General features: G+C 37.8%; 27 protein-coding genes, 1 tRNA gene and 6 pseudogenes. 23 read left to right on the forward strand and 11 right to left on the reverse strand.

Features of this window, described 5'->3' with window-relative positions; genetic code table 11:
- The first annotated feature begins 87 nt into the window (after nucleotides 1–87).
- Nucleotides 88–158, forward strand: a tRNA-Cys gene (locus QM657_RS07095).
- Nucleotides 159–270: 112 nt separating this feature from the next.
- Here QM657_RS07095 and QM657_RS07100 read toward each other — a convergent pair.
- Entirely contained in the window at nucleotides 271–1,347 is a 1,077-nt protein-coding gene (locus tag QM657_RS07100) for a tyrosine-type recombinase/integrase (protein ID WP_415065905.1), read from the reverse strand.
- Nucleotides 1,348–1,454: 107 nt separating this feature from the next.
- Here QM657_RS07100 and QM657_RS07105 point away from each other — a divergent pair.
- From QM657_RS07105 to tnpA, 7 genes and pseudogenes are all read left to right on the forward strand, one after another.
- Nucleotides 1,455–1,769: pseudogene (locus tag QM657_RS07105) on the forward strand (hypothetical protein); the annotation flags it as partial.
- Between the two features lie 46 nt (nucleotides 1,770–1,815).
- Entirely contained in the window at nucleotides 1,816–2,430 is a 615-nt protein-coding gene (locus QM657_RS07110; protein ID WP_415065906.1) for a DarT ssDNA thymidine ADP-ribosyltransferase family protein, read from the forward strand.
- A 17-nt stretch (nucleotides 2,431–2,447) separates the two neighbouring features.
- On the forward strand, nucleotides 2,448–3,137 hold the full coding sequence (locus tag QM657_RS07115; protein WP_415065907.1) for a DUF6977 family protein: 690 nt from the start codon (nucleotides 2,448–2,450) through the stop codon (nucleotides 3,135–3,137).
- Nucleotides 3,138–3,214: 77 nt separating this feature from the next.
- Nucleotides 3,215–3,598 (forward strand): PrgI family protein, encoded by a 384-nt coding sequence (locus QM657_RS07120; protein WP_415065908.1) that lies wholly within the window; start codon nucleotides 3,215–3,217, stop codon nucleotides 3,596–3,598.
- Nucleotides 3,555–5,040 (forward strand): annotated as a pseudogene (locus QM657_RS07125) (VirB4-like conjugal transfer ATPase, CD1110 family); the annotation flags it as partial. The gene QM657_RS07120 and the pseudogene QM657_RS07125, both read left to right, overlap by 44 nt.
- A gap of 38 nt (nucleotides 5,041–5,078) precedes the next feature.
- Nucleotides 5,079–5,534, forward strand: coding sequence for a tyrosine-type recombinase/integrase (locus tag QM657_RS07130; protein ID WP_415065909.1), 456 nt, complete (start codon nucleotides 5,079–5,081; stop codon nucleotides 5,532–5,534).
- A gap of 429 nt (nucleotides 5,535–5,963) precedes the next feature.
- A pseudogene (gene tnpA, locus QM657_RS07135) lies at nucleotides 5,964–6,437 on the forward strand (IS200/IS605 family transposase).
- A 333-nt stretch (nucleotides 6,438–6,770) separates the two neighbouring features.
- Here the strand turns inward: tnpA and QM657_RS07140 are convergent.
- On the reverse strand, nucleotides 6,771–7,211 hold the full coding sequence (locus tag QM657_RS07140; protein ID WP_415065910.1) for a GNAT family N-acetyltransferase: 441 nt from the start codon (nucleotides 7,209–7,211) through the stop codon (nucleotides 6,771–6,773).
- A gap of 257 nt (nucleotides 7,212–7,468) precedes the next feature.
- On the opposite strand from QM657_RS07140, the gene QM657_RS07145 reads away from it, so the two are divergent.
- The 8 genes and pseudogenes from QM657_RS07145 to QM657_RS07180 form a co-directional block, all read left to right on the forward strand.
- Nucleotides 7,469–8,338, forward strand: coding sequence for a sce7726 family protein (locus QM657_RS07145; RefSeq protein ID WP_415065911.1), 870 nt, complete (start codon nucleotides 7,469–7,471; stop codon nucleotides 8,336–8,338).
- Nucleotides 8,339–8,342: 4 nt separating this feature from the next.
- A complete protein-coding gene (locus tag QM657_RS07150) occupies nucleotides 8,343–9,269 on the forward strand; it encodes a sce7725 family protein (RefSeq protein WP_415065912.1) in 927 nt (308 codons plus the stop codon).
- Nucleotides 9,266–9,544 carry a hypothetical protein gene (locus QM657_RS07155; RefSeq protein ID WP_415065913.1) on the forward strand — a complete coding sequence of 93 codons (279 nt, stop codon included), beginning with the start codon at nucleotides 9,266–9,268 and terminating at the stop codon, nucleotides 9,542–9,544. Before QM657_RS07150 ends, QM657_RS07155 begins: the two co-directional genes overlap by 4 nt.
- Nucleotides 9,545–9,546: 2 nt before the next feature.
- Nucleotides 9,547–9,849: a hypothetical protein gene (locus QM657_RS07160; RefSeq protein WP_415065914.1), complete on the forward strand. Its 303-nt coding sequence runs from the start codon at nucleotides 9,547–9,549 to the stop codon at nucleotides 9,847–9,849.
- 26 nt (nucleotides 9,850–9,875) lie between these two features.
- Complete coding sequence (locus QM657_RS07165) at nucleotides 9,876–10,307, forward strand: RES family NAD+ phosphorylase (protein WP_415065915.1); 432 nt, start codon at nucleotides 9,876–9,878, stop codon at nucleotides 10,305–10,307.
- Nucleotides 10,308–10,428: 121 nt separating this feature from the next.
- A pseudogene (locus QM657_RS07170) lies at nucleotides 10,429–10,831 on the forward strand (TraM recognition domain-containing protein); the annotation flags it as partial.
- A 311-nt stretch (nucleotides 10,832–11,142) separates the two neighbouring features.
- Nucleotides 11,143–11,391 (forward strand): hypothetical protein, encoded by a 249-nt coding sequence (locus QM657_RS07175; RefSeq protein WP_415065916.1) that lies wholly within the window; start codon nucleotides 11,143–11,145, stop codon nucleotides 11,389–11,391.
- Between the two features lie 184 nt (nucleotides 11,392–11,575).
- Nucleotides 11,576–11,914, forward strand: a pseudogene (locus QM657_RS07180) (VirB6/TrbL-like conjugal transfer protein, CD1112 family); the annotation flags it as partial.
- 450 nt (nucleotides 11,915–12,364) lie between these two features.
- On the opposite strand, the gene QM657_RS07185 reads toward QM657_RS07180, so the two are convergent.
- Nucleotides 12,365–13,399 (reverse strand): hypothetical protein, encoded by a 1,035-nt coding sequence (locus QM657_RS07185; RefSeq protein WP_415065917.1) that lies wholly within the window; start codon nucleotides 13,397–13,399, stop codon nucleotides 12,365–12,367.
- Nucleotides 13,400–13,425: 26 nt separating this feature from the next.
- Nucleotides 13,426–13,938, reverse strand: a complete 513-nt coding sequence (locus tag QM657_RS07190) for a hypothetical protein (RefSeq protein WP_415065918.1) — start codon at nucleotides 13,936–13,938, stop codon at nucleotides 13,426–13,428.
- 319 nt (nucleotides 13,939–14,257) lie between these two features.
- On the opposite strand from QM657_RS07190, the gene QM657_RS07195 reads away from it, so the two are divergent.
- The 7 genes and pseudogenes from QM657_RS07195 to QM657_RS07225 all read left to right on the forward strand — a co-directional run.
- A complete protein-coding gene (locus QM657_RS07195; RefSeq protein WP_415065919.1) occupies nucleotides 14,258–15,007 on the forward strand; it encodes a hypothetical protein in 750 nt (249 codons plus the stop codon).
- Nucleotides 14,958–16,034, forward strand: a complete 1,077-nt coding sequence (locus QM657_RS07200) for a hypothetical protein (RefSeq protein ID WP_415065920.1) — start codon at nucleotides 14,958–14,960, stop codon at nucleotides 16,032–16,034. The genes QM657_RS07195 and QM657_RS07200 overlap by 50 nt, the downstream gene beginning before the upstream one ends.
- On the forward strand, nucleotides 16,012–17,052 hold the full coding sequence (locus tag QM657_RS07205) for an ATP-binding protein (RefSeq protein WP_415065921.1): 1,041 nt from the start codon (nucleotides 16,012–16,014) through the stop codon (nucleotides 17,050–17,052). Before QM657_RS07200 ends, QM657_RS07205 begins: the two co-directional genes overlap by 23 nt.
- Nucleotides 17,053–17,120: 68 nt before the next feature.
- Entirely contained in the window at nucleotides 17,121–18,365 is a 1,245-nt protein-coding gene (locus QM657_RS07210) for a tyrosine-type recombinase/integrase (protein ID WP_415065922.1), read from the forward strand.
- Nucleotides 18,366–18,548: 183 nt separating this feature from the next.
- On the forward strand, nucleotides 18,549–18,821 hold the full coding sequence (locus tag QM657_RS07215; RefSeq protein ID WP_415065923.1) for a DUF6290 family protein: 273 nt from the start codon (nucleotides 18,549–18,551) through the stop codon (nucleotides 18,819–18,821).
- Nucleotides 18,800–19,372 (forward strand): relaxase/mobilization nuclease domain-containing protein, encoded by a 573-nt coding sequence (locus QM657_RS07220; RefSeq protein ID WP_415065924.1) that lies wholly within the window; start codon nucleotides 18,800–18,802, stop codon nucleotides 19,370–19,372. The genes QM657_RS07215 and QM657_RS07220 overlap by 22 nt, the downstream gene beginning before the upstream one ends.
- Before the next feature lie 64 nt (nucleotides 19,373–19,436).
- Nucleotides 19,437–19,592 (forward strand): annotated as a pseudogene (locus QM657_RS07225) (IS200/IS605 family transposase); the annotation flags it as partial.
- Nucleotides 19,593–19,873: 281 nt separating this feature from the next.
- On the opposite strand, the gene QM657_RS07230 reads toward QM657_RS07225, so the two are convergent.
- The 7 genes from QM657_RS07230 to QM657_RS07260 all read right to left on the reverse strand — a co-directional run bounded on the left by QM657_RS07230 (nucleotide 19,874) and on the right by QM657_RS07260 (nucleotide 26,231).
- Nucleotides 19,874–21,067 carry a hypothetical protein gene (locus tag QM657_RS07230; protein ID WP_415065925.1) on the reverse strand — a complete coding sequence of 398 codons (1,194 nt, stop codon included), beginning with the start codon at nucleotides 21,065–21,067 and terminating at the stop codon, nucleotides 19,874–19,876.
- The gene (locus QM657_RS07235) at nucleotides 21,057–22,196 is read right to left on the reverse strand and encodes a hypothetical protein (protein WP_415065926.1); all 1,140 of its coding nucleotides are present in this window, start codon (nucleotides 22,194–22,196) and stop codon (nucleotides 21,057–21,059) included. Before QM657_RS07235 ends, QM657_RS07230 begins: the two co-directional genes overlap by 11 nt.
- Before the next feature lie 66 nt (nucleotides 22,197–22,262).
- On the reverse strand, nucleotides 22,263–23,279 hold the full coding sequence (locus QM657_RS07240) for a hypothetical protein (protein WP_415065927.1): 1,017 nt from the start codon (nucleotides 23,277–23,279) through the stop codon (nucleotides 22,263–22,265).
- 15 nt (nucleotides 23,280–23,294) lie between these two features.
- Nucleotides 23,295–24,854 carry a hypothetical protein gene (locus QM657_RS07245; protein ID WP_415065928.1) on the reverse strand — a complete coding sequence of 520 codons (1,560 nt, stop codon included), beginning with the start codon at nucleotides 24,852–24,854 and terminating at the stop codon, nucleotides 23,295–23,297.
- Complete coding sequence (locus QM657_RS07250) at nucleotides 24,815–25,189, reverse strand: YkgJ family cysteine cluster protein (RefSeq protein ID WP_415065929.1); 375 nt, start codon at nucleotides 25,187–25,189, stop codon at nucleotides 24,815–24,817. The genes QM657_RS07245 and QM657_RS07250 overlap by 40 nt, the downstream gene beginning before the upstream one ends.
- On the reverse strand, nucleotides 25,153–25,290 hold the full coding sequence (locus tag QM657_RS07255) for a hypothetical protein (RefSeq protein ID WP_415065930.1): 138 nt from the start codon (nucleotides 25,288–25,290) through the stop codon (nucleotides 25,153–25,155). The genes QM657_RS07250 and QM657_RS07255 overlap by 37 nt, the downstream gene beginning before the upstream one ends.
- Nucleotides 25,287–26,231 carry a helix-turn-helix transcriptional regulator gene (locus QM657_RS07260; protein WP_415065931.1) on the reverse strand — a complete coding sequence of 315 codons (945 nt, stop codon included), beginning with the start codon at nucleotides 26,229–26,231 and terminating at the stop codon, nucleotides 25,287–25,289. The genes QM657_RS07255 and QM657_RS07260 overlap by 4 nt, the downstream gene beginning before the upstream one ends.
- Nucleotides 26,232–26,393 lie beyond the last annotated feature (162 nt).

The following is a 26,393-nucleotide window of genomic DNA, read 5'->3' on the forward strand; positions in this document are numbered from 1 at the left end:
GTTAAGACATCGCCCTTTCACGGCGGTAACACGAGTTCGAATCTCGTTGGGGTCATTGATTTAGTTACTTCAGTTTTATAATTTTATGGCGACATAGCCAAGTGGTAAGGCGTGGGTCTGCAACACCCTGATCACCAGTTCAAATCTGGTTGTCGCCTCTCTGATGAAAGCCTCAGAAACCTGATAAAATAAGGGTTTCTGGGGTTTTTGCTTTGTAGTTTTGGTGTTTGCGCTTGTTTGCGTGGGCATTTTTGGTACATTTGAGGGCCATCAATCCAGGATTGCCCTCATTTTTGATGCTGTTTCCTCCTGAGAAGTGATGTTCCGAAGATAGTGGTGCGTCATGGTGAGACTGGTATGGCCCAGGAGTTTCTGGAGTTCGGTGTCCTCCATTCCATTTTTGTACATGATTGAGGCGGTGGAGAAGCGAAGTTTGTGGGAGGAGCGGTATTCAATATGGAGCTCTTCACAGCACCTTTTTAAATGGCGGTTGAAGGTTGCGGTTGACAGAGGCTGTCCATTACGTATAAAGATATACTGGCTGTTCGGATTTTGAAGACGAATTTCTTCCAGTATTTCTTTAGCCTTTGGAGTCAATGGCATGTAACGCCTGCCTTCACTTGCATGGCCTTTGATGTCTTCAATGATTTCATTTTTATCATTTACAAAGCGTTGAATATGCAGAAAGTCACCGGAAATATCATCCCATCTTAATCCCTTTAATTCCCCTATTCGTAAAATCAGATAGAAATCCAGCTTTATAGCTAAGGAATAAAAATCATCACCGATATGATCGATAATCTGCAAGCGTTCTTCCTCAGTATAGGGGCTAATACTGGTACATTCTGCTTTGTAGGTGAACTGCTTATAATTGATATCTCTAAGGCAGTTCCTCTCTATAATATCATTTTCCACTGCAAGATAAATAATCCCATTCATAATACTTTTCAAATCATTGAAGCGTTTCCTCGTGATCTGGCGGCCTTTTGTTATGGTCCTGAAATAGGCAATCAAATCCTTTGCTGTTAGGTTTCTTAAAGGAATCAGGGTTATATCCTGGTCTTTCAGTAAAGAATTCCATAGGATACGATTCTCTTTAAGTGTCTTTTTGCTTACGCTTGTCTCTTTTTCTCTCCATTCCATCCAGGTTTCAAAATATGATTCCATAGTGGCGGCAGCGGCTCCAAAGAAGTGATCGTATAGTTTGTCTATTAATCCTTCATAAGTGCTGCTGCTTATGGTTTTTCTTTGGACAATAAAGTACTTTCGTCCATCATCCGGTCTGATTTTTATTTTGGATAAATCACAGACCTTTGTTAGTTGTTTTTCTTTTGATCTTATGTTCATAGTGATATGTGTGCCAGTGTGATTATCTTAGCACTGTATATTAAAAAGTGCAATTGTATTTTTTACATGCGTAAGATGGTACATAGTATACTAGGTGCTAAACTTATATTACGGTTATCCTGTACGGCAGAATGATAGAAATATACCTTTACTGTTCCGTTTCGCCAATTCCCTTTGCCACCATGACAAATAAGGAATGGGGACAGACTGGAAACAACTAACTTAAAAGCCTGTTTGCCCTTGGCTTTTAAGGCTTTCTCATTATGATATGCGTTGGTATTTACGCGGTTTTGGTAAACGACATGATAATAGCAGACAATCTACACAGCGCGATATTTTCTCTTGCAGCCGATACCGTTATTTTCTGTTTTTCGCTATTTAAATCTGGCACACTTGCAAAATCTATATTCAACATTCATTAAAATGTGGTATAATATTTGTTAATAAAAGGTGCGAGGGGGAATTTCTATGGAACAAATTTTAAAGCAACGTCAAATTGATAGGTTGTATCATTTTACACAAGCCGAAAACTTACCCAATATTTTTAGCTATGGGCTTTTACCTAGAGAGATTTTGGAAGATAATAATATACATAGTTGCTTTAATGATGATTATAGATACGATGATTGTTTGAATGCTGTATGCACTTCCATAGAATTTCCTAATTATAAGATGTTTTATAAACTAAGGCAAGATGATTTAGATGTAGACTGGGTAGTGTTAAGATTGAATGCACAAATTTTATGTGACTATCAGTGCGCATATTGCTGGACAAATGCTGGTAATTCCACCATGTATAATACTCCTATTAATGAAAGAATGGGAACAGATGCATTTTTAGAATTGTTTGAAAATAGACCTAACTATCCTAAACGTGAAGAACTAAGTATAAAAAAGTGGTATCCTACTAATCCACAAGCAGAAGTTCTTGTATTCGGAGAAATACCTATTAGTTATATTGATAATGTGTATTTCGAGAATACTAGAATTTTAGCTAGATATAAAAATACCATACCAAATGGTATAGAGGCAGGAGTTAATAATACTGTTTTTAGATATAGAGAAGATTGGGATTTTTGGTAAAATAAGGAGAATATTTTATGGCAAACAGACCCGTTTTTGCAGTATCGCTTGATAAGCGATACTGCATTAGAGAAAACGTAGAATTTGAATTCTTTAGTGGCTTTTCTGATAAACAAAAAAAGAAAAGCATTAATAGTCTACATCAGGCATATTTAAAGAAAAATACTGAAAAAAAAATTCTAGAAATCTCAAGCAAATCAGAAGATGATTTAGGTATAAAATTAAGCGCCTTTAATCTTATGATTGAAACAAAAAATGGAAAAAAATTTTCTGTAGAATCTGCATTTCAAGCTAGCAAAGTATTTGAAAAAGGAGGACCATATAAAGATTTGCTAGATGTTTCATCAAGAGCCGCAAAAAAAGATGAGCGTTTAAAAAATAGTGGCAAAATCATTGCGTTTCGTATTAATGGCAATATATTTAGTGCCGAACCCAAAACTTATTTTTATAATTGGCTATATATAAATGCACTTCATTTATATGATGAATTGACAGAACAACTATTAGATTATAATGCTTTTACAGATATTGTTTTTAATCCTCAAAAATCTATAAATTGTCAAGCAGAGGCAGCCGCGATTTATGTATCATTACAAAAACAAGGATTGCTTCAAGAAGCATTAAAAAACAAAGATACTTTTTTAGAGATTGTATATCAAAGTGAAAGTAATTCTAGCGATAATGTACAATTAAATTTATTCAATTAGTCTATTTATATTATGATAGAGCGTTGTTTTACAATGCTCTATTTTTATGCGCAGAAAGGAGATCTTGATTATGGCCTATGTATCCGAAAGACCTATCCGAAATCAAAACCAAAGTCGCTCTCAATCTAATGAAGCGGCAAATTGTCTGTTTTGCGGCAGCCTTTGTCATGCGACTACCGCTTTTCTTTTTGCTCAAAGGAAGTATCGGAACAAGCCTGGCGGCATTTGCAATGATTGCTGTCATGCTTCCCTGCTTCCTCTTGGCTATGTATGGAAAACGCGGGCAGCTCCTTGAGGTTGTTGTAAAAAACATCATTCAGACAAAATTTATCCGATCAAAGGAAATCACGTACCAAACCGAAAACTTTTACGCCGTTTTAGAACGGCAGAGAACACTGGAAAAGGAGGTATCGTCTATTGTCAACGACAAATACAAGACCCAAAAGCTGCGCCGGAACTAAACGCAGATTGACTCACAGGGAAAAGAAAGAAATCGCTGCCCTTATTGAGAGGGCAAAGGGCAACGGAAAGCCCCACACGGTGCAGCAGACCATACCCTATATGCAAATGTATCCGGACGGGATTTGCAGGGTAACGGAAAAGAAATACTCCAAAAGCATTGTCTTTGAAGATATAAACTATCAGCTTGCACAGGCAGGCGACAAGACTGCCATTTTTGAAAACTGGTGCAATTTTCTCAACTACTTTGACACTTCCGTGTCGGTGCAGATTTCCTTCATCAATCAAAATCCCCACACAGGACGACGCTTTCAACTCTATCCGCAGCGAATATGCTCAAACATCAGCTTGAAAAAGGCAACAACGGACATGAAAAGGCAAAGTACATGACCTTTTCCATTGAAGAGGATAATTTGACCGTCGCAAAAGCCCGTCTTTCCCGTATTGAAACCGACGTACTGAACAATTTTAAGGTGCTTAGCGTATCTGCCCACCTTATGACGGGACAGGAACGATTGCAGACCCTACACGGGATTTTCCACTCGGAGGGCGAGCCGTTTTGCTTCTCTTGGAACTGGCTTGTACCGTCCGGCTGTCCACAAAGGACTTTATCGCTCCGTCCTCGTTACGTTTTGGTGAGGGGCGCACGTTCCGTATAGGTAAGAAAATCGGTGCGGTATCTTTCCTTGAAATCCTTGTGCCGGAGTTAAACGACCGTATGTTTACGGATATTCTTGACCTTGAAAATGGGTTTATGGTCAATCTTCATATTAAAAGTATCGACCAAAGCGAAGCCATCAAGATCATAAAGCGTAAGATTACCGAGCTTGAAAAAGTGAAAATCGAAGAACAAAAAAGGCTGTCCGCAGCGGCTATGACATGAATATTATTCCGTCAGACTTTGCCACCTATGGCAGCGAAGCGAAAAATCTGTTGCAGGACTTACAAAGCCGCAATGAGCGAATGTTTTACTGGCGTTCCTTGCGGTAAACATGGCGGACACAAAGTGGAAACTGGAAAATGATATATTCGCCACGGTGGGCATTGCGTAGAAAAACAACTGCGCTCTGCCCCGCCTTGACTATTTGCAGGAAGTGGGTTTTATGTCCTCTATCTCTCTTGGGTAAAATCTTATCCCCATGCAAAGGGGCTTGACGACAAGCAGCACCGCTATTTTTATTCCCTTTATCACACAGGAGCTTTTCCAAAGGAGCGCAGCCCTTTACTACGGCTTAAATGCACTGTCTAACAACATGATTATGGCAGACCGCCAGTGGCTGAAAAATCCAAACAGGTTAATCCTCGGCACACCGGGCAGCGGTAAATCCTTTACGGTGAAGCGTGAAATCACAAACGCTTTTCTTGTTACAGACGATATGATTTACATTTCCGACTGGAGTGCGAATATGCCCCTCTTGTACAGCGGTTAAACGGACAGGTTATTACCGACCTTGCCCGTTTCTTTTTTTCAAACAGTTTGTTGTGCGGGAAGCGCAAAAGGAACAGGCAGAAAAAGAAAGCAAGGTTTACTACGACAATGACCTTGTTGTAGCAAAGCCCGATGGTGCGCCTATCTCTGCGACCTGGGTATCTTCACAGTTTGGAAAAATGCTTGAAGAACTGGAAATGCCACACATTCGCTTTCACGATTTGCGGCATACAGCAGCTACAAATATGCAGCAACTGACGGGCGACTTCTACACGGTGGGCGAAGTCTTAGGACATACGCTTGCGGATATTGGAGTATCCCTTGGGCTGTCTATGAACTTTGAAGCCGTTACCACACGTTATGTGGACGTGCGCCTTGAATGCAAAAAAGAAGTCCTTGAGGCATATCACGGCGCATTGGAAAAGGCAGACTCGGCACAGACAAAGGAAACGGCAGCAAAAAAGGAGAAAAACACAGCAAAGAAAAAGCACAAGGAAATGGAGATTTAACCGCTATATCTTTTACGGGTTCTTATATTCCTTTATATGCCCGCATGGAATTTGGGCACCATTTCAGAAAAAAAGCACCACAAATTAAGAGAATAGAAAAAACTCCGACACCCCATAAAACATAATGTTTGCAAGGGTTTTCGGCGTTATTCTATCCCTCAACCGCCCTGAAGTCATCTTATGAGAGTGAGAAAAATTATACTATTTTTTATTGATTTTATAGACGAAAATCGTCTTATAACTTCTTGCAAGTGTTTATAGGAACGGGTAAAAAGCCTTTGTTTACAAGGGTTTTACCGTTCTTTGGTATCACAGTAAAAATCCCTCCTGCTATGCAGGGGGAGGAAATATCTTTAGATTAAAGTAACTCCTGTGCTAGAATAAATGTAGGTCTGCATACCACAAATATAAAAGCAAAGGAGGTACAAAATGGATACTAATAGTTTAGCCCATACGAAATGGGAATGCAAGTATCATCTGGTTTTTGCACCGAAATATCGGAAACAGGTAATTTATAAAGATATATAAGCAGATGTGGGACAAATTCTGAGAATGTTATGCAGGAGGAAAGGAGTTGAGATAATAGAAGCACAGTGTATGCCAGACCATGTGCATATGCTGGTGCGCATTCCCCCGAAATATTCAGTATCAGAGATAGTAGGATATTAAAAAGGAAAAAGTCCCCTTATGATATTTGAGAAGCAAGCAAATCTGAAGTACAAGTATGGGAATCGGCATTTCTGGTGTCGTGGGTACTATGTGGATACAGTGGGGAAGAATACAGTTGCAATTAAAACGTATATCCAGAATCAGATTAAAGAAGATTTGGAGTACGACCAGATGATACTAGTAGAGTACATTGATCCATTTACGGGTGAGCCGGTGAAGAAAAGCAAGAAATAGGGCTCTTAAGAGTCGGTAGGAAAGCGAAGCAAACCGGCAAGCTCCTTTTGGGTCAAAGCCGGAATAAGGTAGAACTGAATTGGCCCTTTTATGGGTTTCTGAGGATGTGGCGCAGTTGGCAGACCTCTCAGTGCGCCTTCCAGGCGTAGGCAGGTAAGAACTCCTGATAGGGGTAGTGCAAGCTACCGACTAAGCCGGTGGTCTTGACTCATTTTATTTTACGGCAAAATAGGCTTCACTGGTGCGGCGGCTTTTGTGGGGCAGCGCCCCCCTTGCCTCAAACAAATAACAGAATTAGGCTGCTTTTGATAACTGTTGCTGATTTATCAACAATTACAACAATTCGCACAGTATAATATTACGTCTGCTTCCAGCCATACCAGTAAATAAAAAGCCTTCTTTTTCAAATGGTTCAACAAATCCCATATGTCGATAGCTGGGTGAATCTCTTTCTACTGGATACGCTTCCAGATAATGTGCTCCGTTGCTTTTTGCATATTCCTTTGCATATTCGATAAGTAAATGTGTAACACCTTTTTCCCTATATTCAGGAAATACAAAAAGGCATGTCAAAGACCACATGTTTTCAAGAGCAGTATTCCCACCCAAGCTATTATTTTGACTGTCTTTGGGACCAATCGAGTGCCATGTGACAGCTTTACCACCTGCATAGGCCAAAAGGCCTATGGGGATACCATTATCTACACGTTTCTTTATATATTCCTTTCGGCAAGCTGGAGTATTGTTTTTTGCACTTCTTTTGTCAGCCGCCAAGCCATACACCAGCAATTTTTCTGCATTCCTTTTGATTCAAACAGCGTTTCAAAATCTATCCAATTATTTTTATTGTTGTAAATGCCTTAAAATGAAACTTTTGCACAAACACATGACATTCGGAAGGGATTGTGATAAAATGAAAATGTATAGGTATGCCGTGAAAACACGGTGTTTAGTGCTTTGGATATCTTCCAACGCTTTTGAGAGGTATCTTAACCATATTTTTATAAAATCAATACGAGGAGGTGTTGTAGATGGCTGATAGTAGCCGAGCTATAAATCGTGTTTTCACTCGTAAAGTCATTTGCGACTTGCTCCAAGGAAAACGTAATGATATATTTGACTATGTGGTAAAACGATACATTAATGACCCTGAAAGCAAGAATCATGGTGAATTGATTAGTGAAATATATGCACACCTCGGAAAACAGCAGCGTAATGAATATTATTACATGAACACCCTGTTAAATAAATTGCTTGATGGTATTCACAGTGTAAATACAACAACTGCTTTTTCACAAGTGCATATCGGGCATTCGATAGCCGATTTTGTTATGATTAATGGCGAAGGACGAGTTTATGAAATCAAATCTGACCTTGACAATTTTGACCGCTTAAATGACCAGTTATCCGATTATTACCGAGCATTTAGCAAAGTTTCAGTGTTAGCCTCCATTCACGAACTGGAAAAAGTGAAGGAAGTATTATCAACATTTGGTGATATGGGTGCTGCTGTCGGAATTTATGTTCTCTCGGAACAGAGTACTATATTTAATAAAGAGCGTAGTCGAGAACCGGTAGCATTTCACGATATGCTAGACCATACTAATATCTTTAAACTTTTAAGGAAGCGGGAATACGAAAGTGTTCTTTTTCGCTATTTCGGTCAAGTTCCACAATCAGACCCCGTCTTTCATTTTAAGAATTGCCTTGAATACTTTCAGAGAATTCCGATTATTGACGCTCAAAAGTTAGCGTTTCAAGAGTTGAAAAAACGAAACAAAATAACGGTAGAGGAATTCGGAAATATTCGATCAGAACTAAAATCAGTGATATATTTTTCAGGACTCATTCGAAAGTTACCAGAATTGAATGAGTTACTTCAAACAAGATACGGGAGGTAAGAAAATGTATTTTCCATATTTTAGAGGCAGGCAATACGAACTACTTGCACTAAAAGAACTTGCGACTAGCAAATTAATAACCTGTTCCGTTACTCCGATTGTTGAACCTGTGAAGCTCATTCCTGCACTAAACAGCTCATTGGCTGCTTTTAAAAATTCTAATCTACCTCTTGGTCTAATATTAAATCCTAATGTTGGAGATTTGGCAGACGAAGCGGAAACAATTAACCAACTCATTGATAGACTTGGAACAAGTGAAACGGCAATTCCTTCTGTGCTTTTAAACGAGAGCGCAGAAGCCGCTATGATTAAGTTAGCACAAAAGGGTGTGCAAAAAAACGATATACTGGCGGTTCTCAATAATAGAGATTATCTGGATGTTTATCACGACCTATTTAGTGAAACTTTACCGAGATATACTCTTTGTCCTGATGAAAGGATAATTCGACGTTCTATAAGTAAAGATAAGGTGCTTTTTGAAAATCGTTTTAACAAGCAGAGTAGAAATGCTGATTATCCCGAAGATGAATTCTTTTCTGATGACCATTTATATTATAGAGATGATAATTATACAGGGTTTGGAGACTACTCTATAGTCGGCGATGAGTATATCGAGTCGGGTTTTGCCCCTTATGCAGTGGCAATTCATATTGTGTATTTTGCAGAGGCTGATTCACTTAGAATAAAACACTTTATATCTGATTCTAACGATGACATTTCTGACGTAGCAGGTAAGTTTTACGAAGCAGTTTCAAAACTCTATAATTGGTACACCAATGGGCAAGAACGCCAGATAACCATTGGTTTGCAGACATTGTTAAATCACTATAGCAATAGAACATACCCCGGACTTCCGACATTGAAAAAATTATCAATCATGCATCATCTTGAATTAATGGGAAAATACCTTGATGGGAGGTTAGATGCATGAATTGCTGTGCCAAATGTTTTCAGGACGCACAGATTCGTGCAATCATAAAAACAAATAACCAAATAGGTGATTGTGATTTTTGCGGACAAAAGAATACTACAATTTACTCAATGGAATCATCTTCAGACTTATCAGATTTAATTTCTGGCGTTATCAATGTTTACGAAGAAGTGATGATGGTGAGCCGCTATTTGATGTGCTCATCAATGATTGGTGTATCTTTAACAGGACGCTCTCTACTGCTCAAAAGCTCGTGGAAGGCTTTTGTAGTATAATTTTGGGAGATCGTGAATACAATCATAATGTTAATGTAAAGATTCCGCACGCCTATATTGAGAATTATGGAATATTTTCAGGGCATTCATGGGGAGAGTTTTCAGAAGCTATAAAAACAAAGAACAGATTCTACAATGGATATTTTAAGGCTGACCGGTTCGTCTCGTTTTTGTCTTATTCAATAACCAAATATGCTAAAGGAACAACTTTCTTTCGTGCTAGAGTATGGAGTGATGGACATGGATATAAGACAGCGGCAGAAATGGGAGCACCCCCATCGGGAAAAGAAAATCTGGACGTGTAAACCCTGAAGGAATCGCTGTGCTTTATTTGACTTCAGATGAAAAGACGGCACTTAGCGAGGTAAGAGCTAGTGCCTTTGACTTCGTGAGTGTTGGCTCCTTTCGCTTAAAAAGAGATATTCATGTTGTTAATATTTCTGGATTAAATAACATTAGCCCTGCGTTATATTCTAGTGGATTAGAATCATTAGCGGCAAACACTAAGGTATTTGGTGATATTGCAAAAGAAATTGCAAAACCACTCAGAAGAAATGATAGTTCGCTTGAATACTTACCAACACAATATATTACAGAGTTTATTAAAAGCAAAGGTTATTCTGGTGTTGAATTTACCAGCACAATGGAAACTGGTAGAAATAATATAGCTGTGTTCGATGAAAATCTATTTGAATTTGTAGCAGTACATGATGTAGAAATTAAAAAAATAGAGTATTTGTATGACCGTGTAACTTCGCATTAAGATTTATACGTTTATTCAAAGTACTAGGTTTTGACATTAAACTAAAAAGCTCTGTAACGGAATTGGTTTTTCGTTGCAGAGCTTTTTGGTACTTTGATGAAAAAGTCCTTGACAATTTATCTCTGGAAAGACTTCAAAGAGTATCCTTATCTTCTGAGAGGCCAGATTGGCCTCGTTTGACATTGGACAGCTTCGGGAAATTATGCGTTATGATGAGCAGGAAAACCGCAACTTTCTTTATCATCAGCGACATGGACACCACCTATAACTTCATCGTAGCCCTTGCCTTTTCGCAAATGTTCAATCTTTTGTGTGAACGGGCAGACACGGTACATAGGGGCAGATTGCCCCATCATGTGCGGGTGCTATGGGACGAGGCCGCCAACACGGGGCAGATTCCACAGCTTGAAAAACTTTGTGCGGTCATTTACTCACGGGAAATTTCCCTATGCCTGTTTTTACAGGCACAGAGCCAGTTGAAAGCCCTATATAAAGACCATGCGGAAACCATCATGGGTACTATGGGTGAAACATCCCTTGACTATCTCATGGAAGAATATAATCAAGAACCTCCAAGTCTGAATAACGATTTTACCATGTTACCCATACATTGATTTCACGTTGGAGAATTTGTATAAGCATTGAAAACGAGTGTTTAGAAATGGATTTGTTACAACTGTCTGAAAGAAAATGAGAGTTAATATTGCTGTTCTACTTTGCGGGCACTAAGGAAAAAGAAATTGTAAAAATGTATGATTGCTCCCGAAGCAATATCAACTATCACAAGCACAGAATATTAAAACAATTACAACAGGAAATAACAACCTTTATGCACATGAAAGATGATCATATGAGAAATGCCCAGTTAAAACCGGGTTATAACGTGCAGATTGGAGTGGACAGCGAATTTGTCATAAGTGCCGGTATTTTTCAGGATCGGAATGATTATGGAACACGGATCCCCTTCTTAAAGGAACAGGAAAACAGAAGCGGATACCGCTATCCCAGCATAACAGCAGATGACGGATGTGAGAAGGAAGAGAATTATGTTACCTGGAAGAAACCGGATAGACTCCTTATATAAAACCCCAGCTCTATGAAAAATGGAAAAAGAGAAGCTTTAAGAAGGATATCAGCAGACGGGAAAACATGAGGTATCTGGGGAAGAAGGCGATGTATATGTATGCCATAATAACAGGCTGCTATGGCCGACAGGAATGACCAGTAGAAAATCCGTAAGTGGATACCGTTCCAGGGTCACGAGGTTTTTCAAAGCATGGGTAGCGGTGTATCTCGTTACCCATACCTTTACTATCGCTATGGCGGTGTTCGATATGGCGCAGCATGTTGTATCAGGTGCAGAGGGTGTTATCGGCGGCAGCATCAATATTGATATTGTTGCCGCCCTGTCGTCTATGCAAGTCGGACTTGACGCTATGGAAATCCCCGAACTGCTTTTGCTTGTCATGGAAACAAGCCTTGTGAGCCTTTGCGTGAAAATCATGTCCGTGCTTATTACGGTTATCCTGTAGGGCAGAATGATAGAAATATACCTTTACTGTTCCGTTTCGCCTATTCCCTTTGCCACCATGACAAATAAGGAATATATTCATAGATGGTGAAGGATTTCATCCATTCACCCACAAGGGCCTCACTGCATCTTCTGAGTTTGGTAACATATTCCTCAAGAAGATAATTGCAGTTGCACCACAAAATTTATATACTTGATAAAAAGTGATTTTTCTTATTTATATCCCTTAAAAGTAATATAAAATAAATAGATATTATAGTAGTGCTAATAGTTGGTTTTGAATGACCCTTTTCCTAAATAAGAGATATAGTAAAATAGCCAGTATCATTTTTGATACTGGCTAAAATAGTTTCTTGTTAACTAACATACCTATTTTATAGAAGTAATATAAAAATGTTTGAAGCACTGCTTTATATAAAAGAAAATTTAGGGGGGCTTTATAAAGCACATGCCCAACTTTTTGAAAAAAAGAAATATATATTAACAAATATCATGAAAAAGTGTAAGGAAATTAAATGGTTTTTAATTAAACTTGGGCATCCTTCTCGACAACACTTGTAATATATTGTCCCATAATGTAATTGTATTTTAATCTGTTCTTATAGGGATTAATACAAAAGAATCTGTTAAGGTTAAGCAATGGGCTTTTAACATCCTGTGTTGCTGTTTTAAAAGCGGAAAGTATAGGGACAATATTAGGGCATTCTGCATCACTTTTTATAGAAAACGGTTTCTTAATTTCATGTAATCCTTTTGGCAATAAAAATTTATAATTTTTATAACTCTGATGTATGATTTGGCTATAATTTTGGGCTATGTACTCTGAAAGCAGATTTTGTAAAGTGCTTATTTGATCTTCCACTTTATGGTGACTGGCAGTTTTTAAAAGTATTGAAAGAAAATACCATTCATATATAGGGAACACAAAATCACTAAAAAAGATGGAGAATTTTTGATACTCTATCAACCAGTCGTGAAAATTAAAAGGGGATTTTACTCCCTGATCGGCTGCTGATTCTGGATTTAGAATGTCCTTAAAAAAAGTTCCTTTAGCTTCTCTACTGCCCCAAAGAGCTTCTATTGCATACTGAAAATATAGGTTTCTTGAAAATATATTTGGAAGCCTGCTTATGAGTGCTAAAATTTTAACTTCATTTATTCCATCAGGATAGGGTTTCTTATGGCGCTTTAATTGATTGATGTTTTGAGCAATACAACTGGCTAATTCCAAACCAAAGATATTCTCCATTTTATATGTCATATATAAATCATCAGTAATGTTATTTGAGGAACTTATTGCTTCAGGATCATTCCAATCAATTGGCGTCAATTGATTATGAAAATTCTCTGCTATTTTCCAATTGGTTTTGATACTCTTCTTTGTATATGTATAGTTACTATCATATAATTTTAAAATATTTTTTAAATCTCTTAAGTCAGTGTTTATAAGTTTGTAAAATAAATCAGAATGTGCTGAACTCAATTTTTCCTCAAAATAAAAGGAATTTAAAAAATTGTATTTTTTTAATAAATTGCAATGCGTTTTTATTTTATTTTCCAATCCACTAGCTTTAGAAGAAGGATTCTCTATTTCTTGTTTTTAATTCGTACGCATTTAAAGCTTTTTGTTATTAATCCAGAATTTATTAATTCGTTGTAACCCTTATCTTTTATTTTGTTTATAAGAGAATATGATGTAACTTCACCTTCAGAAGCTAGTAATTGTATAACCGTATCATAAGAAGACATAATACAGTGCATTAATATTGTATTTTGAAAAAAGTCATCAGGCTTTTTTTGATCAGATTCTTTTCCTCCAAAGAGAATCCCCAGATCATCAAATGTACTTTTTGCTTCCTTAAAAAGATATGCTGAAAAAATATCATCTTCAGTTACGCCAAAAAAGTTATAGCTGCCTCTGTAAAAGATTGCGGAGGAACATACATCGCTGCATTGGTTAATAGCATATTCAATCCATTTATCTTGGCTCTCTTCAATTGGTTTTATTGGTTCCATTAATAAAGAATACATAAGCGTATTCATAGCCTCATTTGCATATTCTTCAAATTTTGATTGGTTTTTAAAGAAAAGGTTTTTCATATAAAATCTCCATTTAATTATATAAATATATTTTAAAGGCCTATTATTTTTAAATTATATACTTTTTTATAAAATAAATCAAATTATTTTACTCATATATCTTATATAAAAAATGTGATAAATTTTATATATAAATCAAATTCGAAGGAGGGAAGGCTGTATGAGGATTAACTTAAAAGACGAGAGGGGGAATGGATTTTAACTGATAGGCGTTTCTTAATTAGCCAGAAGCGTTTTACAGTTTGGTTTACTGTTTAATTATATACTTATGAAATGGAGATGATTCCTTAATATAATTAAAAGAGAGGTGTGAAAAACTATGACGGAAGTACCAGATAATGACAATAAACAGCTTCCATATGTATTCCAGCCAAATGGTGCTATATATCCTAGTCAAGCGGTCGATCCATCATATGGCTATAATGGCTTTGGTATTACTCAAAAAACTTTAGAATCTATTATAAAGAGTAACCATGAGGCACACAATGCTATAGAAAAGAGAAGAGAACTGAATAATCTTGACTTTGAAAACTTTAAAAAGAAACAGGACTACAAAGAAGGTAACAGAATTTGGAACAATTTGAGTCCTACTAATATTTATTGGAATGCAAGAGGGAAGATTCAGTTTGAAGTATATTCTCTTAATGGTGCCATTAACTTAGAGGAATTGTGTAATATTCAAAAGTCAGAAGTTGAGGTTATAATGTACAAACCAATGACTGGCGCTAGCTTAGAGAACTCAATGTATGTTGTTACTTATCATATAGGAGAAAATACTTATCAGATTAGTATACCAGAGGAGGAATGTGGAAGAGGGAAGCTGTTAAGTAAGATGCGGCGCAATGGAGTTACGTTTTATATTAGCCAAAGAAAGCTGAATGAAATTTCCATTACCTTTGAAGCTTTTATTTTAAAAGAGGCTAAAGTAAAACTTATTCCTATGGCTTACGGTTGGATTATTTACAAAAAGAGGTGGTATTTTATTTCCGAAAACGATTTGATTTGGAGGGAGGTTAAAAATGGGAAATATACTCATGAAGATGGATATATTATTTTCCCTGGCGCTTAATTATCCTGTTATAAAGTATCAGGGTTATTTAATGAAGCCCATTGCATGTGTGGTACCATCCATAGAAGAGGCAGAAAAGATAATTAACCATCTTTCTACTTTTTCAAAGCCTAAGATACTGTCTACGGATTCAAAACCGAAGATCTCCGAAAAAATGCTTGCAGATGCTAACTCAGAGTTTGTTTTTATTTATTATACAAATAGCCCTCAGTCTAAGAAAATATTGCAAATAGCAATTACTGCAGCGTTAACGGGTAAAGTTGATGAACGGGACTTTAATGCTATACCTTTAATATTTTTTCAGCTTACAATACCTGAAAATTGGAGGAATTATTGTTTCCTTTGGTATATTGCAGAGGATATTCCTTTCAAGGATATAAGTGTTAATAAAGCGGATAAGTTAATTAATGAATTTTGGAACCAGCATCAAATTGTTCGTAGATTTATTCAGAAGATTGAGGAAAGAAATTCGATGAAAGGAGCATTAATGTGCGCAGCATATTTTCTTTTTCCTAAGATGAGCCAACTTCAGGAAGACCCAGAGGATCTATTGGAAGAATATTTAAAGGTCTGCAAAGAACTGATTGATATGGATGAGAATGCAAGAGAAGAATCCGGCGTAGCTGAGGTGTTTATTTCCTTACTACATGATTGGATTGGAAATAATAGTGGCGTGAGGATTTATCCCACATCAGAGGTATATGAGCAAGACGTGGACGGAAGCATTTTCTGCGATAAGGAATTTTTATATATTCCAGAAGTTATTTTTGAAAAGATTACAGAGCCTATGCGCAATATACAGATAGGAGCAGTAATAAAGAAAATCTTAAACAAGGAGGGACTGTTAGTTTGTGACCAGAGCACTGCCTACACCAGTAAAGTTGTGATTTGGAATGTTTATGGAGTAATGAAGCGTATACGGGCATTAAAGTTTCGGCTAGACAAGATAAATCAGACAGGAGATATACCACTGCTTCAGTTAAGTGGCATAGAGGGAGATGAGAATGATACAGCTAGGAAAAGTTAGGAATAAAGGAGTTTACTTTAACTCAGAAAACAGCTTTAATGATCATACCCTTATTTTGGGAAAGTCCGGAGCGGGAAAGACAGTTTTTGCCGAAAAGATGTTATTGCAAATTATTAAGGAAGGAGGAACTATTGTTGCGATAGATTTGCATCAGGCCATGAATACGGATAAAATTCCAGAAGAGTTCCGGGAAGAATTTATAAAAAACTCCCATGAGGTTAAGGCCCATGATTCTGGCATTCCATGTCCACTGTTCACTCCTATGCGACTTTCGGACCAGAAATACGAAACTTTTTCAGAAACGGTTTTATCTGTTACCAATATGCTTGCTCAAGCATTTCAGTTACAATTCAAACAGAAAGCCGCATTGAAAGCAGCTGTTGAGTATGTATGTGCTAACGATTTATATAGGGAAAGGGGGATTAAAGCTTTAAGTGAACCATTGTTGTCTTGCAATACAGATTCGGCAGTTAGCGTGGCATATAAACTGGAAGGAGTAATTGAGCATAATATATTTGTTGATGGAAGCCTTTTTATTCAAGAAAACAAAATAAATATGGTGCGTTTGTCTCAGTTCGATACTGGAACGCAGGTTGATGTGGCGGAAGTAATTCTATCGTACATTTGGGGCAGAGTAAGTCTGGGGAAAATACCATTTGAAAGACTATACATATGCATTGATGAATTTCATGTGATTTCTCTGGGGAATAAGAGCACAATTGCACAAATTTTATCAGAGGGGAGAAAATTTAATACGAATCTGATTCTTATAACCCAGTCTTTAACTATGTATTTCAATGGATCTCAGCAGAAACGTTTAATGCAATCGGGACTTCAAATTTATTTTAGGCCACCTGGAAATGAAAGTCGAATTATTGCAAGGCTGCTTGAGCCTGATGATGTCAGGAGTTGGGAACAGATTTTAAGAGGGCTACAGAGAGGAGAGTTTATAGGAAGTGGCCCGTTATTAATAAATGGGGTTACCTTAGAGAGACCCTTAAAAATTACTTCATATTAGTAGTTAAATCGCTCCGGGAAGCTGATGAAATCAGCTAAATAACAATATAAAAAAGGGAGGTGATAGCGGTGTGTCGTTCAGTAAGTTTATACAAAAATTTTAATAAAGAAATTGTAAGGCTGCTGACGAGTAAACCGCCAGCACCTTCGGAAGAACTAAGTAATTTTATTTCAGAACTACAAAGACAAATATTATACCCGGACGGAAAGGTGACCGAAGCGGTATGTGAAGCAATACTAAGCTTCAGAGAAAAAGAGAAACAGATAAAAGAAGTCTGTGATCTCACGAAAATAAAATTCAGACCGGATGACGGAAGAGTTTATCTGATTGTAAGACGGAAAGGCATAAGCAGTATCCACTATATAGGATTAATAGAGAAACTGCATGAGCATTTTTTTAAGACTAACACAGTTACTATGGAAGCATATTTTGAAATATGGATGAAGTGGAGAGCAGAGGAGGATAGTGTTACGGAAAAGACAATAAAGGAGAACCGGTATTTATGGAATTCCTTACTCAAAGATCATGAGATAATTAAGAGACCGTTAAGGGAATTGACTGTTAAAGATTATATTCGGTATTTTCGTAGTATTACTAAAAACCGAAAGATCACCCGTAAGCGGTTTAATGACTTAAAGAGTATTATGAATGGAATTCTTTATCTGGCTGTAGAAAACGAGGTGCTTGATCGTAACTGTTTACATGATATTAATTTTAGACAATTTTCATTTAAATCGGAGGAAAATGATGTGAGCCCGTATACGGAGGAAGAAAGAACACGGATTATTAATCATCTTGGAGACGATTTTTATTCACTGACAATCAAACTGGATTTCTATCTGTTTTTACGTATTGGTGAATTAAAAGGTCTAAAGTGGGAAGATATAAAGGATAATAAAATTTACATATGCCGCTTCGTTAATGATCAAAAAAAGATTATCGAAGATATAAAGGGTCATGCGGCTGAGGGAAAACGCTTTATACCGCTTACTCCTAAAGCGATGGAAATAATAAATCAAGTCCGCTGCCTGAATTCAGATAGTGAGTATATATTTATCCGTAACGGAAGTCCTTTAGCAACTGTAACTTTTAACCGACGTTTGAAAAAGTGTTGTGAAGAACTGGGAATTGAGTATCGTTCTTCCCATAAGCTCCGTTTTTCTACTGCTTCTATTGCACATAAGAACGGTGTGAAAGACACTGAAATTCAGAAACTTTTAGGGCATAGTAATCTGCATACGACTCATCATTATCTCCGAAGTATCATTTCCCATGAAGAAGTTGCAGCCCAGATGGAATTTATTTTTGATTGACCAATGTAAAATTATAAAAAGCAATTTTTAAATCAGGGAGGGGGGAGAATTATGAATATGTGTAATAAAATGCTTTAAATGATAATAATTAACTTTATAATACGTTGTAACATTAAAGTAAAGAAGGAGAGGTGCGTAGTACGCGCCCACCTTCTTGCTAAATACCGGCAGGAGGAATATAACATGGAAATGAAGACGGTCAGTGTGAAACTAACAGAAAAAGAAATCAGGTTGTTGGATGAGTTAGCAACTCAGGCTAATATGAACAGAAGTGATTATATCAGGAGAAATATATTTAATCAATCGGTGCAAGTCATCGATAAGAGTAATCAATTTTATAAGAGTATACTTGAAATTCATGAAGCTGTTGTAAGGGCAGAGCAATGTAATAATAAAGTCAGCTTAGATGAAATACGGGAGAAGGTGATGAAAGCATGTTTTTTATTAAGAGAGTAAATGAAGCTAATCATATAAAATATGATACAGAGGAGGATATAGAAAATTGTATTGCTTATATCTTTAACATTTGTAAAACAATGGAAGATCAAAAACGTCCGGGGCATATGATTGGTGACTTTGTGGGGTGTTCTCATTTCTTTGGTATTCACAGCCAGGAACTTGACGCTAATTGTGTTGCAACTCAAATGATTGCCAATAACAGAGCATATGGTAAAAGTAAAAATAACCTGCTTATGCATCGTGTAATCGTGTTTAGCGCAGATGAGGATGTAATGCCAAATGAAGCTTTTCAATTAGCACAATATATTGCAAATCTATACGGAGAAGAATATATTACGGCATTTGGTATACACCTCGATACAGATAAAATACATATACATTTGGCTATAAATGCTATAAGTTGGAGGGATGGAAAGAGATTTAGTAAAAGCTATGAATTTAATTGGTTATATGGCATTGTGGAAAGATGGGATAATCAAAGGAATGAGATAATGATGCAGAATCCTAAGGATATTGCCAGACATTCTTGGTATTTTGGGCGAGAGTAGAGTATTAAAAAAATTTTATAAGAATAGGAATGTAAATCCATCTTGCAGATACCGTGTATAGCAATATGTCGATACAGTGAGGAAGAATATGGCTGCAATTAAAATATATATCCAGAATCAGATAAAAGAAAATTTGGAGTACAACCAGATGACATTGGAAGCATACATCGATCCGTTTATGTGTGAGCCGGTGAAGGAAAACAAGCAACAGGCTTCTTAAGAATCAGTAGGAATGCAAAGCAGATCAACAAGCTCCTTTTGGAATGAAGCCCCAATAAGGCAGCATTGAATAGGTCTTTTTAAGGGAAGCTGAGGAGGTGCAGCTGGTAGGCCTTTTCGTGTGCCTTCCATGCATAGGCAGGTAAGAACCCCTTATAGGGGGAGTGCAAGCCACCGGCCTAGCCGGTGGTCTTGACTTTACAAAAACAGGTACAGATAGGAGTGCGGACATTTTCCGGACTAATCAAATATGCCCTCTCTGAAGTCTTAATAGCATGGTATTTAATCCCATAAATGGACTTCCTGAAGGTTTAAGTCTTCGCCTTGGATCATTTTATTGAATTTTCCGAATATAAATTCTGCTTTGACCTGCTGAATAAATTTTGTATCTGTCATAAGGCGATGTAATGTAATAATAAGCCCTCCAATATCTAACTGCCTGATAGAATCTGTATTTCCAAATGCCATATTTCCTCCAACCCAAATAATATTGCTGGCTGAAGCAATGGCGTTAGAGTATAATATGATTTTTCTGGTTTTAACGTTGTATACGTCCTGAGATAAATATTTTTTTTCATCATACATCAGCATATGGAGGGTACTGATAATTGAATTAATCAGCATAGCCAGTTTGGCTGAAGTTCCTATTTTTATAATATCTCCTGTACTGATGTACTTGGTGAGAAATTCTGCGTTTTCCCTGGATAATAAGAGGTTTGCGCCTGGAAGTTGAATTCCGCAGGGAGTATACAAGTCAGTTCCAATATGAATGATCTGTTTAATAACTGCTGCAATTACAGAGCTTATATCATCTTCTAATCTTTCGGCGGCTTTTTTCAGTGTAAATACTGTTGAGGCAAATTCGCCTATCCTTGGATTTTTAAGGCTGGTGTCATATACAACATGATTGGTGGTAATGATTGGAGAATTTACACATGTGATCGTATTTGTCAGGATATTAGCAGTGCCAAAAATCAACCCTAATATAGGATCATGGCCTAATGTTGCAAATCGGTGGTTTGCTCCTTTAAATAGTCCAAAGTTTTCTCCCAGATATCCGGTTGCATCATAAGGGACTCCCCGGCCAGTGATGATCTGGTTTAATGGTGCGTAGTATTTTTCCGGACTTGATAGAGAGCCATTGTCTAATTTCTTTAATGTCTTTTCCTGCAGCTTATGTAAGAAATCCTCATTATGGTTTCCCTGCCCTGCCTTTTCAATATTGGTAAGATTATTTATCAAAAAAATTCTTCCACATTGCAGCGCAGCAGCTACAAAGAGAAAGGCAACATCGCCCCCTTTTAAGCCTGTTTGAAGTTCGAATTCTCTTTCAAGGTCTTCTAAGGTATGTTTCGCATTATGGGCAACTTCTGCCACACGATTTGATTCGTTGGCAATTGTACGCATATTTTTAAGTGTAATATCCGTATTATTTCGAAGTATCTGCCTTTTGATCTGTAGCTCTTCAGGAGTCATGCTGTTTACCGGCCTCAACTATTTTCTGCATATTTTTTAATGCATTATATTGGGCTTCAAGGGTCTTTAGACGATTGAGTTCCTCTTCTGATTTATCGATTTTTAATTTGAGCATTTTTATACACTCATCATATTCAGACAGTAGCTGTTCGTAAGCCTCCCGTTCTTTTTTAAAATCTTTTTCCTGATTAAGAAATTGATCTGCCTGATCTTTCAGCTTCTTTGCATATTCTTCTGAAGCAGCAGCATACCCCTTTTTCATCCCGTCTTTTTCATATCTTGCGCTGTCTGTCTGCTGGGTTTCAAGGAAATGTGCAACAGCGATCCAGCCGATTGCTTCCGTAATTCCGGCAGCCGTAGCAGTATTGATGACATTCCCTACACCTGGTATCCAACCGACTAATATTTGGACGGCATTTCTGCCTAAGAAAGATGCAACTGCTCCGCTGATTATTCCCTTTGCTATACTTTCTGTAACACGAATTTCAAATACAGATCCCAATGCTGTTATCATTGTGACTTGAATTGGTATAATAATTGCGTTATCGGATAAAGGTACCTGGGCCAGACCTGCCCCTGCTCCGCCTGCGGCAACTGCAGCTGTATGGATTATGGTATTGCATTTTATAGTTTGATCTTTGGATAATTGAATACTTCCGACTTCTCCCGAAGGTTTAATGATAACGACATCATTTGCCTTGTTAAATTTCTGACATATCATATTAAGAACATTTTTAAGATTATCTTTAAAAAAGTCGCCATAGCCAATAGGAAAATATGTGCCATTTGACAGGTGAATAGATATTTTGGCTTCTTTCGTATTTGTTTTTCCACTGCTGTCCGGAATAACAGTTACACACTGGATATCTCTATAGTTTATATAATATGGCTTTACAAATGTGTCTGAATAGTATAATCCTGTCAGTGTTAATACCAGGCCGTATCCGCAGGTGCGAAATATTGATGTATCAAAAAACACAGAAATACTGTCAGCCTGTATATGTGGATCAAAATAGGAAGTAAGATTTTTGATTACCTTATCAGGAATATTAGGGTAGTAAAATGCTCTACCACTGGGGTCTATGATATTTTCCTGTACTATTTTGCTTAAAGTCTCGCGGTTATCCATCGGAAGTATTCCTTTCTCGTCTTTGGTAATTGAGATAATTTTGATTAGACTGATAAAATCGCAGTTTTATATGAAGTCATTCATCACTAAATCGAGATAAAAACTCTTTTTGTCAGCAATTTTTCTGATATCATCTGTAAGTTTCCCATCTTCGGACAGCATTGGTGTGTCAATGATAGCTTTTGACAACTGTGCGATTTTCATAGCTATGGCAACCTGTTTTTTCTGAGATTCAGTGTATTGATTCCAGTCAGTTCCCCCTTCCTTAATGACATATTTTAAGTCAATATTGCCGAGTTTAACCATACCGTACATTTTTTCTATGATATCCTTAAGGATATTTGCATGTGTAGAAATGCCGTCAACCTGTATTTTAGCTAATTTGAGTTCTTCCGCCAACCTCTTTGCTTCAGCCAGATTGCTATATGCATTATTAAGGTTTGTGCTCGCCTTAGCTCCAAAGAGACCACCTGCTATTAACAGTGCAGGACCGGCAAGAAGCCCGCCAAGGACAAGGGTGCCTAATGCCATGCCACCTCCTCCGGCAGCGATAGCGCCGCCTCCAAGCCAGGCTAAGGTAGCGTTGGTTGCAGCAACTCCGGAGAGTGTTCCAATAGCTGTACCTGTGCTTGCAGTTCCTAGTGCCATAACTCCGCCATAGGTTCCCCAACTAAGAAGTGCACCGGCACCAACTCCTGCGATTCCGCTTCCAAGAATATCGGTAGCAGCCAGGACTGTTTTTTGCATCTCTGAAAAGCTTATCTTATCTGCTTTTATTTTGCTTAATTCATCTAATCCGGCAGAATCCTCTATCTGCACATTTTTGACTAAAGAAAAGAATGTAACAAAATCATTCATGGGGCCGGAGGCCAGATTTAATTTGGACTTTCCAAGTTCTTCAATACTCTCCCGGCAAAGACTCTTGCTTTTCTCCATAGAACTCTGTGCACTACTGAGGATTTCTTTTGCATCATTCTGTACACGGTTTGCACTATTTGTATCGATAGCTCCTTTCACTAGTTTTGTACCACCGATTGCAGCGCTTCCCAGAGCAATTGCTCCGGCAATAATTGGTATTGCCATTTTTAGTTCCTCCTTTTATAAAATGAATACAGTTGAATCATCAGACATAAACTGGTCTAATTCTTCAAATGTTTCAAAATCTAATTTAACATTAAATTCCTGGCCAAATGCATTGATTGTTTGAATAAAATTGTCAATATTCTCAGATCTTAATGCGTCATGAATATCTTCAAACAGCATATCATAGCGTTCACGCCGATAATTATTTTGCTGCCGGATATATGCTTCAACTTCTTTCTGATAGAATTCCAGTTCTTCTAGTGCAGTCTGGCACATGGATTCGATTACAGCCCTTCGTTCGGCAGATACTTTTTCATCCTTGAGGATCTGAAGACTGTTATCATAAATCGCATCAGAGATCATGGTGGCCAATGTGGCTCCTAAAAAGGAACCAATCGGTCCGCCGACAGCACCGACGGCACCACCGAAACCGGCAGCCAGAAAGCTGGTTCCTTCACTGCCTAAGGACTCCAGTGCTTCTGCTTCATCTATCTTTCCGGTTGCGTAGGATTTTAATACTTGTCCTATTTGTATAGAAGCTGTGATGAGGGTGGTGGCCGCATTTGTTTTTCCTACTCTCCGGACCATTTCATTGCTGGAAGAGTGCATGGCAGCCTTAAGCCCTACGCCGGCGAATTCAACTCCATAAGCACATGCAGAACTGGATGCAGTGTCTAAAAGGACATCTTTGGCGGCTTCCTCAACGCTCTTTTCCGATTTTAGTACGTGATAAATATTCTGTACCGCGGAAAATGCACCAGATATAACCGCCACGCCAACTGCTGCTTCTTTCCCTGCCTTATGCATATCACTGCAAAGTTCTTTCGATACAAACTTTTTAGGGTTTGTTCTTGCAGCAATGGCTTCGTCCGTTGTTAAGTTGGACTTTCTGACCTTTTTTCCGGCACTGTCGTATTGTGTGGCGATAGAATCATAACGGGAAGCCAGTTCTGGGTCGCCGTTTTTTCTGCATGCATTTGCCTGTTTTCGATATTCTTCTGACTTCTGTTTCGCGTATTTTAGGGCCCCATCGTACTGGTCAGAGGGGATATCTACAGGGCAATCGTACTTTTGCCATTTTTTATTCTGTGCCAGCTTGTCAATGACATCATATGTATCTCCATATTTTTGAGAAACTCCGGTTTTATATATTTTCATTTGAGAGCCGGAACCTTCCACGACTTTTCCAAATTCATCAACGTTTACATGATCATAAATAGGATTATTTGTCTGACCCAAACCATCCGTTGTTCTGGTGCGGGTTGGGCTGCCACGGAGAATTGCTTCTTTATTGTCGCGGGCTTCTTTGATCAGTTCTCCTGAAAATCCGGCCTGGCTTTTGAGGACCTTATCTTTCATGGCAGGATTATTTCCGGTACTGTAAGTGCTGATCTGCTTGAGGCTTCTGCCTTTATGATGTAGATCATTACCGAAAGCGTCTACACGGATACCTTTATAAGCCTGTAGAATCTGGCTGGAAGCCTCACCGTGTGTTTGTATGGAATTCTTTAAGGTCGCTCCTATGATACTGGGGGTTATGGTTTTGGGTTGTTTTTCTGATTTGCTATTTTCCATAAACGTTTACATCCTTCGTGATTTTTCTTCAAGTATTCATATTCTCCCATATAGGCAGAGAACATCATATCATAAGCTTTATCAACATTGCAGATCATGGGTCTGGTGTGATATATTTTACAGAGATTTGTGGCTGGGTTTAAATGTCTGCATATGCCGTCTCCGTTGTGATAAGCTTGTAATTCAGGAATATGTCCAATATTTCTACAGCATTCCCCGCATTGGATACAATGAAAACTCTTTTTCATCTGACAGCCTTTCATTTCATAATATTTGGATCTTGTGACTGTAAAAACTTTTAGTATTTTATATTCTTCTCCATTTCCTTTCTCCAAAATTCGGGAGTTCCTTTGATGTTCCTTAAGATTATTTTAATTATAATCCCTGGAAGAGTTGGTTTATTCAACTGGTGATTATCTGGTTTTATTACGTTCATAACCGTTCCTCCTGTATAAAGTTTTTCTGACTTCCCAACCACATTTCAATGCCCTTGTTTCCATAGACTTCAGCCTGGATCCGGTAATTTCCATCTTCTAATTGAGTAATATCAGAAGTGGGAAGTCTGTCTAAAATAGCATTGATATCCGGACCTTTGTAAATAAACTTCACTTTTGTTAAAGGACCACCGTACATGAAAGGGATCCGTTTTCGGAATTCCCCTTCTTTAAACCGGTCTTTTTCAGGTATACTGAAAAATTCCTTGGTTATTTTGTATTCTTCTATCCGGTCAATTCGATAGATGGTAGGGTATCCGGGGTATTTTTTATCTTTATCTCCTACATAAGCGATGAGATAAAAATAGTATTCTGATTCCATAATTCCCACCGGTTTAACCAGTGATTTTGTAATTTCTCCATTTGTTTTCCGGTACTTAAGGAGAACTTTCCGGTGATAATAAACGGCCGAACCAAGATCCCATATATGATTGATCAGATCCTTCCCGTGTCTTGGTCCTATGTAATAAAAGCGCTCATTTCGGATCAAATCTTCCATTTTCCCGCGCTCTGTTGCAGGCAGACAGGATTCAATTAACCCTTTCATTATGTTCTCTAATTCGTTTTTATTCAAAGAACGGCTCTCTAAAAGGATTTTAGAAACCGCAAACAACTCTGCATTGGTAAGCCTGACTTTCCGGTTGCTGATCATATAAAAGCGTTTGGTCCTCCGATCATATTTAATTTCTGTTACATCTCCTTTGGTAACAGCCTGGTTTGAATAAAAGTCCCGCAATGAATCAATATCCCTCTGAATGGACCGGGGATTTACTCCATATTCATCTGCCAGTTCTTGCTTGTCAACGCCTTCCCCGGACAGCAGACGATTATGTATCTCCAGTATGCGATCATGCTTACGTGTAGAGTCCTGTTCCTTTTCCATGTAGCATTTGCCCCCCCTCTTTTGTTCTTTATTATTGTATATTTTACAACTTAAAGATGACATTTGGTGTCACTCTAAGAAAAATCAGTATTCTATCGCTTAATTATATCATTGTAAATGCTTATGAGCAATAACTTTAAATGCTTACGGGTTATTTACCGA

The organism is Lacrimispora sp., from assembly GCF_047605665.1.
Classification (GTDB): domain Bacteria; phylum Bacillota; class Clostridia; order Lachnospirales; family Lachnospiraceae; genus Lacrimispora.